Origin of the sequence: Frigoribacterium sp. VKM Ac-2836, from assembly GCF_013248995.1 — a bacterium.
Classification (GTDB): Bacteria; Actinomycetota; Actinomycetes; order Actinomycetales; family Microbacteriaceae; genus Frigoribacterium.
In genome coordinates this window covers 918,692-935,367 of record NZ_JABRPK010000002.1, presented here as the reverse complement: position 1 = coordinate 935,367, position 16,676 = coordinate 918,692, and the positions used below count along the sequence as shown (strand labels likewise).

At 69.7% G+C, this 16,676-nt stretch carries 16 protein-coding genes; 5 read left to right on the top strand and 11 right to left on the bottom strand.

Translation table 11 applies throughout. The features are described 5' to 3' along the window. The first annotated feature begins 9 nt into the window (after positions 1–9). Positions 10–1,410, top strand: coding sequence for a class II fumarate hydratase (locus tag HRF36_RS10780; RefSeq protein ID WP_371740113.1), 1,401 nt, complete (start codon positions 10–12; stop codon positions 1,408–1,410). Between the two features lie 254 nt (positions 1,411–1,664). Here the strand turns inward: HRF36_RS10780 and HRF36_RS10775 are convergent, their stop codons facing one another. The 5 genes from HRF36_RS10775 to HRF36_RS10755 form a co-directional block, all read right to left on the bottom strand. Then, positions 1,665–2,249 (bottom strand): prepilin peptidase, encoded by a 585-nt coding sequence (locus HRF36_RS10775; RefSeq protein ID WP_173209638.1) that lies wholly within the window; start codon positions 2,247–2,249, stop codon positions 1,665–1,667. 134 nt (positions 2,250–2,383) lie between these two features. Further along, positions 2,384–2,965, bottom strand: a complete 582-nt coding sequence (locus HRF36_RS10770; RefSeq protein WP_173209636.1) for a hypothetical protein — start codon at positions 2,963–2,965, stop codon at positions 2,384–2,386. Between the two features lie 980 nt (positions 2,966–3,945). Next, on the bottom strand, positions 3,946–5,289 hold the full coding sequence (locus HRF36_RS10765) for a PhoH family protein (protein ID WP_371740142.1): 1,344 nt from the start codon (positions 5,287–5,289) through the stop codon (positions 3,946–3,948). A gap of 263 nt (positions 5,290–5,552) precedes the next feature. Further along, positions 5,553–6,680 (bottom strand): aminotransferase class V-fold PLP-dependent enzyme, encoded by a 1,128-nt coding sequence (locus HRF36_RS10760; protein ID WP_173209632.1) that lies wholly within the window; start codon positions 6,678–6,680, stop codon positions 5,553–5,555. Positions 6,681–6,904: 224 nt separating this feature from the next. Then, positions 6,905–7,693, bottom strand: coding sequence for an isoprenyl transferase (locus tag HRF36_RS10755; RefSeq protein WP_371740112.1), 789 nt, complete (start codon positions 7,691–7,693; stop codon positions 6,905–6,907). 85 nt (positions 7,694–7,778) lie between these two features. Here HRF36_RS10755 and HRF36_RS10750 point away from each other — a divergent pair, with 85 nt between their 5' ends. After that, on the top strand, positions 7,779–8,519 hold the full coding sequence (locus HRF36_RS10750; RefSeq protein ID WP_173209628.1) for a hemolysin III family protein: 741 nt from the start codon (positions 7,779–7,781) through the stop codon (positions 8,517–8,519). Positions 8,520–8,577: 58 nt separating this feature from the next. Here HRF36_RS10750 and HRF36_RS10745 read toward each other — a convergent pair whose 3' ends face one another. Further along, entirely contained in the window at positions 8,578–8,970 is a 393-nt protein-coding gene (locus HRF36_RS10745; protein WP_173209626.1) for a hypothetical protein, read from the bottom strand. After that, positions 8,967–9,857 carry a mycothiol conjugate amidase Mca gene (mca, locus tag HRF36_RS10740; protein ID WP_173209624.1) on the bottom strand — a complete coding sequence of 297 codons (891 nt, stop codon included), beginning with the start codon at positions 9,855–9,857 and terminating at the stop codon, positions 8,967–8,969. The genes HRF36_RS10745 and mca overlap by 4 nt, the downstream gene beginning before the upstream one ends. A gap of 69 nt (positions 9,858–9,926) precedes the next feature. Between mca and HRF36_RS10735 the strand changes: the two genes are divergently transcribed. Further along, complete coding sequence (locus HRF36_RS10735; protein WP_173209622.1) at positions 9,927–10,349, top strand: DUF4307 domain-containing protein; 423 nt, start codon at positions 9,927–9,929, stop codon at positions 10,347–10,349. Between the two features lie 141 nt (positions 10,350–10,490). Continuing rightward, a complete protein-coding gene (gene greA / locus HRF36_RS10730) occupies positions 10,491–10,982 on the top strand; it encodes a transcription elongation factor GreA (RefSeq protein WP_056048805.1) in 492 nt (163 codons plus the stop codon). A 268-nt stretch (positions 10,983–11,250) separates the two neighbouring features. Here greA and ilvA read toward each other — a convergent pair whose 3' ends face one another. Together ilvA and HRF36_RS10720 are read right to left on the bottom strand one after the other, a co-directional pair. Beyond that, on the bottom strand, positions 11,251–12,489 hold the full coding sequence (gene ilvA / locus HRF36_RS10725; protein WP_173209620.1) for a threonine ammonia-lyase: 1,239 nt from the start codon (positions 12,487–12,489) through the stop codon (positions 11,251–11,253). After that, on the bottom strand, positions 12,482–13,663 hold the full coding sequence (locus HRF36_RS10720) for an AI-2E family transporter (RefSeq protein ID WP_173209618.1): 1,182 nt from the start codon (positions 13,661–13,663) through the stop codon (positions 12,482–12,484). The genes ilvA and HRF36_RS10720 overlap by 8 nt, the downstream gene beginning before the upstream one ends. Before the next feature lie 130 nt (positions 13,664–13,793). Between HRF36_RS10720 and HRF36_RS10715 the strand changes: the two genes are divergently transcribed. After that, the gene (locus HRF36_RS10715; RefSeq protein ID WP_173209616.1) at positions 13,794–15,038 is read left to right on the top strand and encodes a DNA glycosylase AlkZ-like family protein; all 1,245 of its coding nucleotides are present in this window, start codon (positions 13,794–13,796) and stop codon (positions 15,036–15,038) included. On the opposite strand, the gene HRF36_RS10710 is transcribed toward HRF36_RS10715, so the two are convergent. Continuing rightward, positions 15,035–15,943 carry a M48 family metalloprotease gene (locus HRF36_RS10710; protein WP_173209614.1) on the bottom strand — a complete coding sequence of 303 codons (909 nt, stop codon included), beginning with the start codon at positions 15,941–15,943 and terminating at the stop codon, positions 15,035–15,037. The two genes, HRF36_RS10715 and HRF36_RS10710, sit on opposite strands and share 4 nt — an antisense overlap. Before the next feature lie 24 nt (positions 15,944–15,967). After that, positions 15,968–16,549, bottom strand: coding sequence for a LemA family protein (locus HRF36_RS10705; protein WP_173209612.1), 582 nt, complete (start codon positions 16,547–16,549; stop codon positions 15,968–15,970). Positions 16,550–16,676 lie beyond the last annotated feature (127 nt).

Below are 16,676 nucleotides of genomic sequence, written 5' to 3'. Positions count from 1 at the left end.
CACGACGTCGTGACCACATCCGAGACCGACTACCGCATCGAGCACGACACCATGGGTGAGGTGCGCGTGCCCGCGTCGGCGCTCTACCGCGCCCAGACGCAACGTGCCGTCGAGAACTTCCCCATCAGCGGTGCCGGGCTCGAGCCCGCGCAGATCGTCGCACTGGCGCGCATCAAGCGGGCCGCCGCCCTGGTGAACGGCGAGATGGGCATCATCGGGCAACCCGTCGCCGACGCGATCGTCTCGGCCGCCGACCAGATCATCGGCGGCAGCCACCACGACCAGTTCCCCGTCGACGTCTACCAGACCGGCAGCGGCACCTCGTCGAACATGAACATGAACGAGGTGCTCGCCACCCTCGCCGGGACCGTCGACGGCGTCGCGGTCCACCCCAACGACCACGTCAACGCCTCCCAGTCGTCCAACGACGTCTTCCCGACGTCGGTCCACGTCGCCGTGACGGGTGCGCTCCTGCACGACCTGGTACCCGCGCTCGAGCACCTGGCTCTCGCCCTCGAGACGAAGGCCTCCGCCTGGTCTGAGGTCGTGAAGGCGGGCCGTACACACCTCATGGATGCCACCCCGGTCACGCTCGGTCAAGAGTTCGGCGGCTATGCACGGCAGATCCGCCTGGCGATCGAGCGCGTCCAGGGTGCCCTGCCCCGCGTGGCCGAGGTCCCCCTGGGCGGAACGGCCACGGGCACCGGCATCAACACACCCCTGGGCTTCCCCCAGCGGGTCATCTCCGCTCTCGCGGACGACAGCGGCCTGCCCGTCACCGAGGCTCTCGACCACTTCGAGGCGCAGGGGGCCCGCGACGCCCTGGTCGAGGCCTCCGGTGCCCTCCGGGTGCTCGCCGTGAGCCTCACCAAGATCAACAACGACATCCGGTGGATGGGCTCGGGGCCCAACGCCGGTCTCGGCGAACTGCACATCCCCGACCTTCAGCCCGGCTCGTCGATCATGCCCGGCAAGGTCAACCCGGTCATCCCCGAGGCCGTGCTCATGGTCTCGGCACGGGTGATCGGCAACGACGCCACGATCGCCTGGGCCGGTGCGTCCGGTGCATTCGAGCTCAACGTCGCGATCCCCGTGATGGGCACGGCGTTGCTCGAGTCGATCCGACTGCTCTCGAACGCCACCCGGGCCCTCGCCGACAAGACGATCGACGGGCTCGAGGCCAACGTCGAGCACGCCCGCGCCCTGGCCGAGTCGTCCCCCTCGATCGTGACGCCGCTCAACCGGGTCATCGGCTACGAAGCGGCGGCCAAGGTAGCCAAGCACGCGGTCGCGCAGAAGCTCACCGTCCGCGAGGCCGTCGTCGACCTCGGCTTCGTCGAACGGGGCGAGGTCACCGAGCAGCAGCTCGACACCGCGCTCGACGTCCTCAGCATGACCCACCCGGGCTGAGCCACCCGGGCTGAGCCCCCCGGGCTGAGCCCCCCGCCGGCCTGTCGCGACGAGGGCATCGCCCTGGTGGCGAACCCCGAGGAGGCGCGCGTCCGTCATCGACGGGAGCGCGCCTCCTCGGCGTCTCCACACCCCGAGGTCGCGACGTCTCGTGGTCTCGGGGTCTCGGGGTCTCGGGGTCTCGTGGTCTCGTCATCTCGACGTCCGGGCATCTCGACGCCTCGTCCCGCGTCGAAGGGGCCACAGCGCAGACGTCACGGCGCCATCAGGACGGCCTCGAATCCGGCATCGACCAGGTGGCTGGCCACGACCCACCAGAACGCCGCGAGGAGGCACGGCCCGAACGGCACGTCTCGGACGATCGGTCGCCGATCCGACCGTGGCGGACCTGTCGGTGGAGGGTCCGACGGCGGCGGTGACTGCCCCCGTCTCGACCGGATCGACCCGGCACCGGCCACCCCGACCGCCAGAGCCCCTGCGAGACCCCAGAACACGAGAAAAGCCATCGGACCGATCGGCGACACGACTCCACTCAGCACAGCACCGAGTTTGACGTCGCCCATGCCGAGGTCGCCTGCCAGGGCAGCCACGAGCCCGACCACGGCGACGGACACCCCGCTGAGCAGGCTCGTCGCTGCCGCGGCCGGGTCACCCCCGACGGCCAGGAGAGCCGTCGACACACCCCATGCACCGGCCGCGACTGCCACGAGAACGTTCGGCAGGCGGCGTTCGGCGATGTCGATACGGACCAGGGCCGGTGTCACGACCGCCACGCCGAGACACCCGAGGAGCGTGGTCACCCCCGTGCCCGCACCAGCGAGCAGGCTGGCATGCGGCATGGAATCCACAGCCCCAGCCGCGATCGTCACCGCCGTCAATGCGCCCACTCCGACGGCTTCACGAGCCTGGGAGCGCTCGGACGGGTGCCCGAGGTGGGCCTGACCTGCCGCCCCATCCGACCAGCCCGGCTCGATCACGACACCGCCCGTGGAACCACGAGGAGCGCGTGTCGACGGGCCGGTCGAGCCAGATGCCACGGGCGTCGGCCTCGTGTGTGTCGGACACCGGGACGCTGGGTGCGTCCGCGCGGCACGAGCTGAGGACGCCGAGGTCGACGGGCTTCTTCGAGCACCGCGTGGACCGCCTCGACGACGAGCGGTCGATGATCACGCACCATCCCGTAGCTCGCTCGAAGGGCGGTCCGCCCTTGGATCGTGATCGCCAGGTCCTTCAATCGATCCGCATCGAAGGTGTAGGCGTGCGCGAGGCGCCCGTCGAGTTCGAGCGCGACGACGTCGTCCACGACGACGTCGATGCGGCGACGATCACCCGGGCCGACCCTCACCTGGGACTCGACACGGTGCCCCAGGCCGACGAACGTCGCCCTGATGACGCTCTCGATGAAGCTCTCGCTCAGCGGATCGGCCCAGTCGACGACACCCTTGGCATCTGACGGAGCCGCCGCGAATGCCGCATGCAGACCCGAGAGCGAGAAGTTCCCGCTGACCAGTGCCCAGTCCAACAGGGCCACCGCCTCGTCGAGCGGTGCTGCCACCACGGCGTCCACGAGAGCTGTGCGAAGAGGTACGGCCCAGGCCGCCCGGCCTGCGTCCTCGACGGCGTGCTCGTCGTCGTCGTCGGGCTGGCGCCGGACCGATGGGTGGAGCGGACGAGGGGGCACTCGGCCGTCGGCCCGCCAGCGAACCGTCGCACCACGCCTCGGGCGCAGGCGTGAGGCTCCTGGTGGCACGACGACGGTGACCGTGGGAGCTGCCGTCCACATCCACGCCCCGAGCAGGTTCAGGAGCGACGCTCCGGTCAACCTGCCGCCTATCCGCACCGCCTCGAATCTCGCGTCGCCCGGTGAGAAGGTCGTGTACCAGCCACGACGGGCCCGATGGACGTGCCCGGACCTCACGGCGGCAGTGAGCATCCGATCGGATGCCCCGAGAGCGACGAGGTCCTGTTTGTGGAGAACCCCGCCGGCTTGCCTGACGTGCGTCGCGATCTGCTGCATGACGACAGGTTGACGCGGCCCGCGCCTCCTCGGTGGTGCCCGGACGCCGCACGGTGGAGGGCGGCCGCCCGCAGCAGGTTGGGGACGGGCCGTTGCAGAACGCAGTCACCGGCGACGCATCCGGCTCGGCCCGTGCCTGGCACGACTGACTGCGTGTCGTGTGACACGCGGGCCCCGGACCGCCGGCAAGTCCGGAGAACGCCACCCCCGCAGCCTCGTGCACCCGTGGGCCGTGCCGAACGACGGAGTTGCCGACCGACGGATGGTGTCCGAAGGTGCGTCGTCCGGGCCGTGCCGCGCCGTGCCGTGCCGTGCCGTGGCCAGGTGACGAGCGGCTGCTGCTCACGACGCGCCCCCGGAGGTGACGGCAACTCCGGAGAACGGCGACCACGGGCGACTCGAAGCGCTCGGGCCGTGCCGAACGACGGAGTTGCCGACGAGACGCGAGACCGACGACCGTGGCCACAGCTGACGGGTAGGAGGCGCGGGCCAGGTGACCCGCGCCTCCTGCGACCCTGCTACATCAGGTCGTTCGACTCGAGCATCTCGGTGACGAGGGCCGCGATGGCCGACCGCTCGGAGCGGGTCAACGTGACGTGGCCGAACAGCGGATGGCCCTTGAGCGTCTCGATGACCGAGGCGACACCGTCGTGACGGCCGACGCGCAGGTTGTCCCGCTGCGCCACGTCGTGCGTCAGAACCACGCGCGAGTTCTGGCCGATGCGACTGAGCACGGTCAACAGCACGTTGCGCTCGAGCGACTGGGCCTCGTCGACGATCACGAACGCGTCGTGCAGCGAGCGACCGCGGATGTGCGTCAGCGGCAGCACCTCGAGGATGCCGCGCTCGACCACCTCGTCGAGGACGTTCTGCGACACGATCGCCCCCAGGGTGTCGAAGACGGCCTGCGCCCAGGGGTTCATCTTCTCTCCGGCGTCGCCGGGCAAGAAGCCGAGGTCTTGACCGCCGACGGCATAGAGCGGCCGGAACACCATGATCTTCTTGTGCTGCTGTTTCTCGAGCACGGCCTCGAGCCCGGCGCAGAGAGCCAGCGCCGACTTGCCCGTACCGGCGCTTCCGCCCAACGACACGATGCCCACCTCGGGATCGAGGAGCAGGTCGATGGCCAGACGTTGCTCGGCCGAACGACCGTGCAACCCGAAGACGTCGCGGTCGCCACGGACCAGGCGTGCCTCGCCACGGGAGACCACCCGCCCCAACGCCGAACCCCGATCGGAGTGGACGACCACGCCGGTGTTGACCGGGACGTCGCCGAGCGCACGGCTCGAGATCTTCTCGGACTCGTAGAACGACGCCATCTGCTCGCTCGAGACGTCGATCGAGGTCTGCCCGGTGTAACCGCTGTCGACGACCTGCTCGGCCCGGTACTCTTCGGCGGCCAGACCGATGGACGCGGCCTTGACCCGGAGGGGCAGGTCTTTCGAGACCACGGTGACGGCCAGCCCGTCCGCGGCCAGGTTCGACGCGACGGCGAGGATGCGTGAGTCGGCGTCGTTGAGTTGCAGGCCGGAGGGCAGCACCGACATGTTCGAGTGGTTCAACTCGACACGCAGCGACCCCCCGTCACCGACGGCCACCGGGAAATCGAGACGGTCGTGTTTGACTCGCAGGTCGTCGAGCAGACGGAGCGCCTGCCGGGCGAAATAGCCCAGCTCGGGGTCGTGCCGTTTGCCCTCGAGCTCGCTGACCACGACGACGGGCAGCACGACGTCGTGTTCCGCGAAGCGGAAGAGCGCCTGGGGATCGGACAGCAGCACCGAGGTGTCGAGCACGTAGGTGCGCTGGGCGACCGTCTGCTCACCCCTCGTGACTGCTGCGGTGTTGCGTTCGGTTGAGGTGATGTTCGACGCGGTCACGACCACTCCGTCCTCGGGTGGCTGGGCACCCGGGTACCTTCGGCAGAGACGGCCGCGGAGCAGTTGCGAGGCGAACTTTCGTGGCCGTCTCGATCGGGCGCCTTGCCCGATGTGACGAACCTACGACGCGCCTCCGACATCTGCCTCATCGACGTGACCGTGTCGTGTCACGATCAGGTGAACGACCCTCAGGTACCGGTCGAGGATCGCGGGTCACCGCTCGAGGCACCAGGCACGGCCCGCGCCCCCTAGTAGAAGACGCTCGTGCCGAACGAGGTGAACGCGCCGCGCAGCATCTCGAACGAGTCGTCACCCGTCGACACGTGCACGCTCAACCTGACGGTCGTGTCGCGCACCGTCGCCGTGACCCCGTGGTTGATGAGTGCCGCTGTCAGCGTCGTCATCTGGTCGAGGGAGGGCTCGAGCACGACGATGCCGGCGCGCTCCGCCTCGTCGCGGGGCGACACCACCCGCACGGCGAACTCGTCGGCCAGGTCGATCACGTGGGTGGCCCGCTCGGCGACGGCGCGCGAGACGGCGGCCGCCCCCACGTCGGCGAGATCCTCGAGCGCCGTCGCGAAGCGGGCCTGGGCGATGGGATCGGGGTTGGTCACCTGGAAGGCGGCCGCGCCCGGAAGGGTCGGCTGCGGCTCGTGGTACCAGCCGCCGAGGGTGACGGCGCTGCCTGCGACGCCACTGAACACCGGGGTCAGAGCGGACAAGGCGCGGTCGCTGAGCGCCAGGAAACCCGTGCCCCAGCCCGCGCGGACCCACTTCTGGCCACCGGAGGCGACCACGTCGGCCACGGCGTAGGGCGCGTCGACCACACCGAAGCCCTGGATCGCATCGACGATCAGCAACCGGTCACCGATCACCTGGCGGATCCCCTCGAGATCCACGAGGTACCCCGTGCGGTAGTCCACGAGACTGACGGCGACCGCCGTGACCTCGTCGGTCAGGTGGCGCTGCACGACGGCCGGCGTCACGACGTCGTGGTCGAGATCCATCCAGACCGGCTCGAGCACGCGGAGCGCCTCAGCCGAGCGGGCCGCCGCGATCGGCATGCTCGGGTAGTCCCGCGGCGACATCAGCACCTGTCCGGTCAGACCGAACATGGCGTGCGTGAGCCCCTCGCTCGCGTTCGGCTGGAAGACGACGTGGTCCGGCGCGAAGCCGACGAGCGACGAGATCGCCCGGCCGACACGACCCGCCTGCTCGGTCAAGGCGATCTCGGACCCGAAACGAGCCCGCGCCTGCACCTCGACCAGCGAGCGCTGCTCGTCGGCGACGGAGCTCGAGATCGGGCCCCACTTCGCGAAGTCGAAGTATCCGGGCTCGTCGGTGAACCCCGAGGCGAGGTCGTCGATGGTCTTCACGGTGTTCTCCTAGGCGGCGGTGACTGGTCCACCGTAGTGCGGTCCGGGGTTCGCCGACCCGCGCCTCCTCGTCCCGTCATCGACGCGGGCGTGCGCGCGGCACCGCGCGACCCGTCGGCAACTCAGCAGAACGGCTCACCGGAGTCCCGTCAGGAGGCGCGGCGCAGCCGAATTCCGGAGTTGCCGACAGCAGGGCGGTCGCCGCCACGGCAGTCGCCCCCGCGTCAGCTGCCGTAACGGCGGTGCCGGAGCGCGAAGTCGCGCACCGCGCGGAGAAAGTCGACCTCGCGCAGGTCGGGATAGAAGGCTTCGACGAAGTAGAACTCGCTGTGGGCGCTCTGCCAGAGCATGAAGTCGCTCAGCCGCTGCTCGCCCGACGTGCGGATCACCAGGTCGGGGTCGGGTTGACCGCCGGTGTAGAGGTGGTCGGCGATGAGTTCGGGGGTGAGCACCTCGGCCAGGGCGTCGAGCGTGCCCCCGGCGGCGTCGTGGGCCCGCACGATGCTGCGCATTGCGTCGGCGATCTCGCGGCGCCCGCCGTACCCGACGGCGAGGTTGACGTGCAGCCCGGTCTTGTCGGCCGTCCGGGCCTGGGCCTCGCGCAGGGCCGAGCAGAGCGTCGGCGGCAGGTCGTCGGTCGCACCGACGTGCTGCACGCGCCAGTCGCGCTGGTGCGAGAGTTCGTCGGCGACGTCGCCGATGATGCCGAAGAGCTCGGTCAACTCGTCGGACTGACGGTTGCCCAGGTTGTCGGCCGAGAGCAGGTAGAGAGTGACGACCTTGATGCCCAGGTCGTCGCACCAGCCGAGGAATTCGCTGATCTTCGCCGCACCGGCGCGGTGACCGTGCGCGGCCGTCTCGAGCATGCGCTGCTTGGCCCACCTGCGGTTGCCGTCGACGATCATGGCGACGTGGTGCGGCAGCTCTTGGCCTTCGAGGCTGCGACGGATGCGGTTCTGGTAGAGGCCGTACACGACTCCCCTGGCGAGAGGGGAGGGACGGCGCTTTTTCACAGGGCTACGGTAGCCCACGGTCGGCTCTGCACCGAGCCATCGATTCTCAGCCACCCTTCTCGGCCGCTCCCTTAGGCTCGGCCCCATGAGCAGCCCCACCGACGGTGACCGAGCGACCCTCCGGGCCGACGAACCCGACATCCCGAACCTGCCGTTGCTCGACGACGTCCTCGACTACTCCTCGATCGAGCGCAAGCCGACCTGGCGTGGGTGGATCCACGCGGGCACGTTCCCGGTCGCGATCGCGACGGGCATCGTGTTGGTGGTCCTCGCCCAGGGCGTGGCGGCCACCTGGGCCTGCGCCGTCTTCATGACCACGTCGATGCTGCTCTTCGGCATCTCGGCGACCTACCACCGCTTCCCGTGGAGCCCGAACGCCAAACGCTTCCTCAAGCGGCTCGACCACGCCAACATTTTCCTGCTGATCGCCGGCACCTACACTCCGATCGCCGTGATCGCCCTCCCGCCCTCGAAGGGCGTGACCCTGCTCGTCCTCGTCTGGACGGGCGCCGTGCTGGGCATCCTCTTCCGGGTGTTCTTCCTGAACGCGCCGCGCTGGCTGTACGTGCCGCTCTACGTCCTGCTGGGCGTCGGCGCCCTGGGTTTCGTCGTCGACCTACTCGAGGCGAACGTCGCCATGATGGTGCTCGTGCTCGTCGGTGGCGCCCTCTACATCGCGGGCGCCGTGTTCTACGGCATCAAGAAGCCGAACCCCGTGCCGGGGCACTTCGGGTTCCACGAGCTCTTCCACACGATGACGGTGCTGGCGTACCTCTGCCACTGGACGGGCATCCTGCTCGTGGCCCTGGACCCGCCCACCTTCTAGGGCGAGAGCACCCCGGCCGAGGAGGCGCGGGCCGCCACCTCGAGGCCGGTCGCGCCGGTCACGAGTCGCGCTCGCGCCTCCTGCGGTCGCCGTCGTCGTCCACGTCGCCGTCGCGGTCGCGGTCGCCCTCGCCGCGACGGGCACGTCGGTCGGCGTCGCCGGGCAGCTCTTCGTCGTCGAGTGCCGCGGCGGCCAGGGTCGCCTCGTCGCGCTCGGCCTGGATGCGTTCGCGCACCTCGCCGCGGTAGCGGGTGCGGCGGACCCGACGGGTCATGTCGACGACGATCAGCACCGTCGCGATCGCGACGAACGCGATCGCCACGAAGCCCCAGACACCGGGCGTGACCGCCTCGTCGGGGATGGTCGACGGCGGCAGGGTCGGGTCGGGCGTCTGCGGCTGGGCCAGCAGACGGGTCGTGACGGTGAACACCGAGTCGGCGAGGGGGCTCATCGGTGCACCCCCACGAGGCCCGTGTCAGGGTCGACGACCCCGGCGAACAAGTCGTCCTCGGGCAGGTCGGACGGGACCTTCGACTCGACCAGCTGGAAGTCCTCGGTGGGCCAGGCGGCGACCTGCAGGTCGTGCGGCCAGAAGAAGAACGCGCTGTCGAGCGGCACCTGGCTGGCGTGGGATCTCAGGGCGGCATCGCGGACGGGGAAGAAGTCGGAGACCGGCACACGCGTCGTGGCGAGGTCGGGACGGTCGCTGAAGCGGGCGAGCATCTCGGTCAGCGAGTCGATGAGGGGCGACTCGGGATCGCTCTCGCGCAGGTGCGCGATCATCGCGCCGATGCGACCGGCACTGAACATGCGGTCGTAGTACACCTTGTCGATCTGCCAGGCGTCGCCGGCGGTCGGGTAACGCTCGGGGTCGGAGGCGGCACGGTAGGCGGCCATCGAGATCTCGTGCGTCCGGATGTGGTCGGGATGCGGGTACCCGCCGTTCTCGTCGTAGGTCACCAGCACCTGCGGCTTGAACCGACGGATCACGGCGACCAGCGGCTCGGCGCTGATCTCGAGCGGGATGGTCGCGAACGAGTTCACGGCGACCGACTCGCCCTCGGCAGGCAGCCCCGAGTCGGCGTAACCCAACCAGAGGTGGTCGATGCCCATGGCCGCCTGAGCCGCAGCCATCTCGTGCACGCGGAGGCCTGCGATGTCGCGTTCGGCGTGGCTCCGGGCCTCGAGCTGCTCGTTGAGGATCGAGCCCTGCTCGCCGCCGGTGCAGCTCACGACGAGGACGTCGACGCCGAGACTGCGGTAGTAGGCGTAAGTCGCCGAGCCCTTGCTGGACTCGTCGTCGGGGTGGGCGTGGACCGCCAGCAGGCGCAGGGTCAATTCTTCCTCACAATGTGTGTCGGGCAGACGTTGCTACCCTGGGGACAGCTTAATCGGACGGAGATCCGCGTGACGTCCACGCCCCGTGTCACACCCCCCTCGTCGCGCCTCGACGCCCGCTACGGCCGTTCCCCGCAGGGTCGGCGTCGGCGCCTGGTCGTGGGGCTGTCGGTGGCCGTCGCCTTCGTCCTCGTCTTCGCCGCCTGGGTGGTCTTCGCCGCGTTCGACGGCACCTCGTCCCAGCTCGAGTCCGCCGACGTGGGCTACCAGGTGACCTCCGATCGGGCCGTCGACGTGCAGTACACCGTGACGGCCGACACGGGCAGGGCGGTCGACTGCGCGGTCGAGGCACAGAACAGCGGCTTCGCGGTCGTCGGCTGGAAGATCGTCCACCTGCCCGCGTCCGAGCGGCGATCGGTGACCTACACGACCTCGCTCGCGACGTCCGAGCGAGCGGTCACGGGCTTGATCTACCGGTGCTGGCTTCCCTAGACTGCACCAAATCGCACGACGAGACCGGCCACTCGGCCGGTCTCCTTTTTTCGGTGGGCGACCTCGCCCCGGTTCTCGGCAGCGCGCCTCCTCGGCTCGTCGGCCCGTCCGGGTTCGGCCGCCGCACGAAACGGAGACACCATGAGCACTGACAACGAGACCACCTGGCTCACGACGGACGCCCGCGACCGCCTGCAGGCCGAGCTCGACACCCTCAGCGGCGAGGGGCGTCGAGAGATCGCATCGCGCATCGAGGCCGCCCGCGAAGAAGGCGACCTGAAGGAGAACGGCGGCTACCACGCCGCGAAGGACGAGCAGGGCAAGATGGAGGCGCGCATCCGCACGCTGATCAACCTGCTGAAGCACGCCACGGTCGGCGACTCGACGGCGGCCGACGGCATCGTCGGGCCCGGCACCGTCGTCACGGCGACCATCGCCGGCGACGAGAGCACCTTCCTGCTCGGCAACCGCGAGATCATCGCGGCCGGCAGCGACCTCTCGGTCTACAGCGAGACCAGCCCGCTCGGTCAGGCCATCAACGGCCTGAAGGTCGGCACGACCACCAGCTACACCGCGCCGAACGGCAAGGACATCTCGGTGTCGATCACGAACGTCGAGACCTACCAGCCGTAGGTCGGCCCGTCGACGAAGGCCCCCGCTCGACCAGAGCGGGGGCCTTCGTCGTCCTCGGGCCCGCCCCTCCGGGGGACGGCGCCGCTGTCGGCAACTCAGGAGGACGACGCCAGGAGGAGCCGTCCGGCACGCTCGGAGCGTCGTTCTGCTGAGTTGCCGACACAGAAGAGCACCGACCAGGAGGCGCGGGTCAGGTCAGGAGGCGCGGGTCAGGTCAGGAGGCGCGGGTCAGGTCACGCGGGCCTGGGTCGCGACTCGCGGGGCCGGCTCAGAAGTCGACGTTGGGCTGGTAGCCGGCGTCGCGCAGCCGCTGCAGGACCTCTTCGACGTGGTCGGGCCCTCGCGTCTCGACGCTCAGCTCGAGTTCGACCTCGCTGATCTGCAGGCCACGCCCGTGGCGGGTGTGCAGCACCTCGACGACGTTGGCGTTGGCATCGGACAGCACCTCGCTGACGCGGGTGAGCTGGCCGGGACGGTCGGGCATGCCGATCCGCAGTTTGACGTAGCGGGCGGCGGCCGCCAGGCCGCGACCGATGACGCGCTCCATCATCAGCGGGTCGATGTTGCCGCCGCTGAGGATCACCACGGTCGTGCCGAGGTCGCGGACCTGCTCGGTGAGGATCGCCGCGATGCCCACGGCTCCTGCCGCCTCGACGACGAGTTTCGCGCGCTCGAGCAGGACGAGCATCGCCCGGGCCGTGTCGTCGTCGCTGACCGTGACGATCTCGTCGACCGTGTCGCGGATGATCTCGAAGTTGAGCACGCCGGGTTTGGCCACGGCGATGCCGTCGGCGATCGTGGGCTGCGCGTCGATGTCGGTCCGGACGCCGAGTTTCATCGAGACGGCGTAAGGCGCGGCGTTGGCCGCCTGGACTCCGATGATCCGGACGTCACGCCCGGTGAGTGCCGCGCTCTGCTTGAGCGCGCTGGCCACGCCGGCCGCCAGGCCGCCCCCGCCGACGGGCACGATGACCGTGTCGACATCGGGCACCTGCTCGAGGATCTCGAGCCCCAGGGTGCCTTGACCGGCGACGACGTCTGCGTGGTCGAAGGGCGGGATGAACACGGCACCGGTCGTGTCGGCGAACTCTTGAGCGGCTCGGAGCGATTGCTCGACCGTGTGGCCTCGGAGGACCACGTCGGCCCCGTAGTGCCGGGTCGCCTGCAACTTGGGCAGAGCGACGCCCACGGGCATGAAGATGGTGGCGGCGATCCCGAGCTCGCGAGCGGCCAGGGCCACGCCCTGCGCGTGGTTGCCGGCCGAGGCGGCGACGACCCCGCGCGCCTTCTCGTCGTCGGTCAGCTGCGTCAACCGGTTGTAGGCGCCACGGATCTTGTACGACCCCGTGCGCTGCAAGTTCTCGCACTTGAGGTGCACCCGGGACCCCAGGACGTCCGCGAGGTACTGCGAGGTCTCCATCGGGGTGACCCGGACGACCTGCGAGACCCGCTCTCGCGCCTCCTCGATCTCGACGAGGGTGGGACCGGCCAGGGTGCGTTCAGACATCGGTGAGACCTCCGGCTTGAGTGACGTCGTGTTCGAGGGGCCGAGGCTCGTCACGCCACGTGCCCCTCGCGACGTAGGTGATCATGACGTTGAGCACGGCCACGAACGGCACCGCGAAGAGGGCTCCGGGGATGCCCGCGACCAGGGTGCCACCCGCGACGGCGAAGACGACGGCCAACGGGTGCACCTTGACGGCGCTGCCCATGACGAACGGCTGCAGGAGGTGCCCCTCGATCTGTTGCACGAGGATGACGACGGCGAGCATCAGCAGGGCGACGACCCAGCCGTTGTAGACGAGCGCGATGACGACGGCGATGGCCCCGGTCGCCACCGCGCCGACGACGGGCACGAACGATCCGAGGAACACCGCGATCGCGATCGGGGCCACGAGCGGCAGACCGAGCAAGAGCGCGCCGAGGCCGATGCCGACGGCGTCGACGAACGCGACGAAGATCTGCACCTTGACGAAGTTCGTCAGGGTGAGCCACCCCGCGCGGCCCGCACCGTCGACCGCCCGACGCGAGGCCCGGGGGAAGAGCCTGACGACCCACCGCCAGATCTCGGACCCGCCCACGAGCACGAAGATCGTCGCGAAGAGACCGAGCACGAGTCCGGCCCCCACGTGACCCGCGGTCGACCCGACCGAGAGCGCACCACGCACGAGCGGCTGACTGTCTTGCTGGACGGCCGCGACCGCATCGGACACGTAGCCGTTGATCTGGGCCTCGGTGAGGTGCAACGGCGAGGTCAGCAGGAAGTCCTTGAAGTCGCCGTAGGAGGCGATGGAGCGATCGCGCAACGACGGCCAGCCGTCGACGATCTGCAGGACGACGAGCACGACGAGGCCGGAGACCGCCACGAGGAACCCCACGAGGACCGAGACGACGGCCAGCCACTTGGGCCAGCCATGTCGCTGCAACCAGCCCGAGAGCGGAACGAGCAGGGCGGAGATCAGCAGCGCCACCAGGAAGGGGATGACGATGACCCGCAGCTGCGTGATCAGCCAGACCAGCACACCCGCCACCGCGACGAGCAGCAGGATGCGCCATGACCACGCCCCGGCGATGACCATGCCCCTGGGCACCGACGGGTCGGCGACGGGGCCGGCCGTGCGCCTGCTCACCGCGTAGCCCTGCGTCTCGTCGCCGCGCGTGGGGCGGTTCCGCCAGATCATCGCGTCAGTTTATGGCCCCGCGGAGCCAGTCACCTACCCGTCCACATGCCACCGCGCGCATGTGTCGACGGGGACGAGTCGACGTCAGGAGGCGCGGCCCGTGTCGGTGGCCGTCGCTACAGTCGTCCGCGTGCCCCGTCAGCAGCTCTCCCCCGCCCAGGCCCGTCGTGTCGCTCTCGCGGCCCAGGGCTTCGGCGGCCCGGTCGACGGTCCCCTCCGCCCGGGCACGCGGCAGCTGAACGGCCTCGTCGACCGGCTCGGTCTGCTGCAGATCGACTCGGTGAACGTGTTCGAGCGCAGCCACTACCTGCCCGCGTTCGCCCGCCTCGGCTCGTACGACCGCGCGACCCTCGATCGCCTCACCTTCGCCCGCCGCGGCCGCTACGTCGAGTACTGGGCCCACGAGGCCGCCCTCATCCCGGTGTCGACGTGGCCACTGCTGCGCTGGCGCATGCGCGACTACGACGCGAAATGGCGAGGGGACGAGTCGTCGTGGTTGTCGACGAGCCCGCGGATGGAACGCTGGTTGCTCGACGAGATCCGCGACAAGGGACCACTACCGGCCAGCTTGGTCGAGGGCGATGCCGCCGTCTTCCCGCAGCCCGACCGAACCGGCCCGTGGTGGGGCTGGGGCGACGTCAAGCGCGGCCTTGAGTCGCTCTTCCGCACCGGCGCCCTGGTCAGCGCGGGTCGGCGACGGTTCGAGCGGGTCTACGCGCTCCCCGACCAGGTGCTCCCGGCCGAGGTGCTCGCCGTCGACGTCGACCGCCACGAGGCCCACCGCCGCCTCGTCGCCCACGCAGCCCGCGCCTCCGGCGTGGCTACGGCCTCCGACCTCGCCGACTACTTCCGCCTCAAGGTCGCGGACGTCGCACCCGCTTTGCGCGAACTGCACGACGAGGGTGTGGTCGAGCCCGTCGTCGTGCCGGGCTGGGGGGCGACGGCGTGGCTGCATCGAGACGCTCACGTTCCCCGTCGGCTCGCCGCGGACGCGGTGCTGTCGCCGTTCGACCCCGTGGTGTGGCACCGTCCCCGGGCGGAACGACTCTTCGGGTTCCGCTACCGCATCGAGATCTACACCCCGCGAGAGAAGCGGGTGCACGGGTACTACGTGCTGCCCGTCCTGCAGGACGACCAACTCGTCGGACGGGTCGACCTCAAGAGCGACCGCCAAGCGGGGGTCTTGCGAGTGCAGTCGGCCTGGCGCGAGCGCGACCTTCCGATCGATGTCGGACGACTGGCGACGACACTCCGTCGCGCCGCGGCGTGGCAAGGGCTGGACTCGGTCGAGGTCTCCGACCGTGGTGACCTGGCGAGCGCCCTGCGAGCGGCCGTGGTCGGCCGCGCGGACCTCGTGACCGACCTCGTCGACTAGAAGGTGCCCGCGTTCTCCCTCAGGCGTCGCACGCGGTCGGCGAGCGGAGGGTGCGTGCTGAAGAGTCGGTCCATGACGCCGGGCTTCATGGGGTCACTGATCCACAGGTGCGACATCGACGTGTTCTGCTGGCGCATGGGCCGTCCGGACGTACCGAGCTTCTCGAGGGCCCGGGCCAGCCCTTCGGGGTATCGCGTCGTCAGGGCACCGGTGGCGTCGGCGAGGTACTCGCGCTGGCGCGACACCGCGGCCTGGACGCCGGCGGCGGCCAGAGGGGCGATGATCATGGCCGCCAGACCGAGAACCAGGAAGACGGGGTTTCCCCCGCCGCCGCCGTTGTTGCCGTTGGAGTTGCGGTTGCCCCCGGTCAGTGCGCTGAAGAACGACATGCGCAACAGGATGTCCGCGAGGAACCCCACGGCCACGACGAGGCCGAACACCATGGTCGACACCCGGATGTCGTAGTTCTTGACGTGACCGAGCTCGTGGGCCATCACACCCTGCAACTCGGCGTCATCCATGATCTCGAGCAACCCCGTGGTGGCGGCGACGACGGCGTGGTCGGGGTCACGCCCCGTGGCGAAGGCGTTCGGAGCAGGATCGACGACCACGTAGACCTTGGGCATCGGCATGCCCATGGTGATGCTGAGATTCTCGACCGTGCGGTAGAGGCGCGGAGCGGTCGTGCCGTCGACCTGCTGGGCGTTGCTCATCGAGAGCGCCTGCCCACTGGCGGCGAAGTACTGGATCAGGGCGTAGACCGCAGCCCCACCGAGCACGAGGAACCCGATCGAGCCGTTGTTCCAGACGGCACTCGCGGCGAAGCCCAACGCCCCGACGATCACGAGAAAGATCAGGACGATGAAGACGGTGTTGCGCTTGTTGCGCGAGATCGCGGAGTACATGGTCGCGAGGGAACTAGGGCAGGGTCAGAACTGGACGCGGGGCGGCTCGGCGATGGCCGACGGTTCGGAGACCTCGAAGAAGTCCCGTTCGGTGAAGCCGAGACGCTTGGCGAAGAGCGAGTTGGGGAAGACGCGGTTCTTGGTGTTGAACTCGCGCACGCCACCGTTGTAGAAGCGACGCGCGGCCTGGATCTTGTCCTCGGTGTCGACCAATTCGGACTGCAATTGCAAGAAGTTCTGGCTGGCCTGCAGCTGCGGATAAGCCTCGGCCACGGCGAAGATGCTCTTGAGCGCGGTCTGCATGTGCCCCTCGGCCGCCGACGCCTCGGCCGGCGTGCCGGCCCCGATCGTCTCGGCGCGGGCAGCCGTCACGTTCTGGAACACCGACGACTCGTGCGAGGCGTATCCCTTGACCGCCTCGATGATGTTCGGGATCAGATCGGCTCGCCGTTTGAGCTGGATCGTGATGTCGCTCCACGCCTCGTCGACGCGCACCTTCAACGTCACCAACGAGTTGTAGGTGGCCCAGAGGTAGATGCCGGTGATGACTGCGAGCAGGACGATGATGCCTGCCGCTACCAGGATGCCGATCGTGGCCGGTTGCATGACGTGTCACTCCTTGTCGGTGGACCCCTTGTTGGTGGACCGATGACGGCGGGCGCCGGGTGGTCGCCCGTGACCTGGGTCGGATCGTCGGGAGTCCGATGCACACTATAAATGCGCTGCATGTGGG

Bases quoted from the DNA above. Each gene is read 5' to 3' on its own strand.
- HRF36_RS10745 (WP_173209626.1), bottom strand. From the start codon at position 8,970: ATGAGCCCCCTCGCCGACTCGGTGTTCACCGTCACGACCCGTCTGCTG.
- HRF36_RS10750 (WP_173209628.1), top strand. From the start codon at position 7,779: ATGAGCAGCCCCACCGACGGTGACCGAGCGACCCTCCGGGCCGACGAA.
- HRF36_RS10710 (WP_173209614.1), bottom strand. From the start codon at position 15,943: ATGTACTCCGCGATCTCGCGCAACAAGCGCAACACCGTCTTCATCGTC.
- HRF36_RS10705 (WP_173209612.1), bottom strand. From the start codon at position 16,549: ATGCAACCGGCCACGATCGGCATCCTGGTAGCGGCAGGCATCATCGTC.
- greA (WP_056048805.1), top strand. From the start codon at position 10,491: ATGAGCACTGACAACGAGACCACCTGGCTCACGACGGACGCCCGCGAC.
- ilvA (WP_173209620.1), bottom strand. From the start codon at position 12,489: ATGTCTGAACGCACCCTGGCCGGTCCCACCCTCGTCGAGATCGAGGAG.
- HRF36_RS10775 (WP_173209638.1), bottom strand. From the start codon at position 2,249: ATGCCGCATGCCAGCCTGCTCGCTGGTGCGGGCACGGGGGTGACCACG.
- HRF36_RS10720 (WP_173209618.1), bottom strand. From the start codon at position 13,663: ATGATCTGGCGGAACCGCCCCACGCGCGGCGACGAGACGCAGGGCTAC.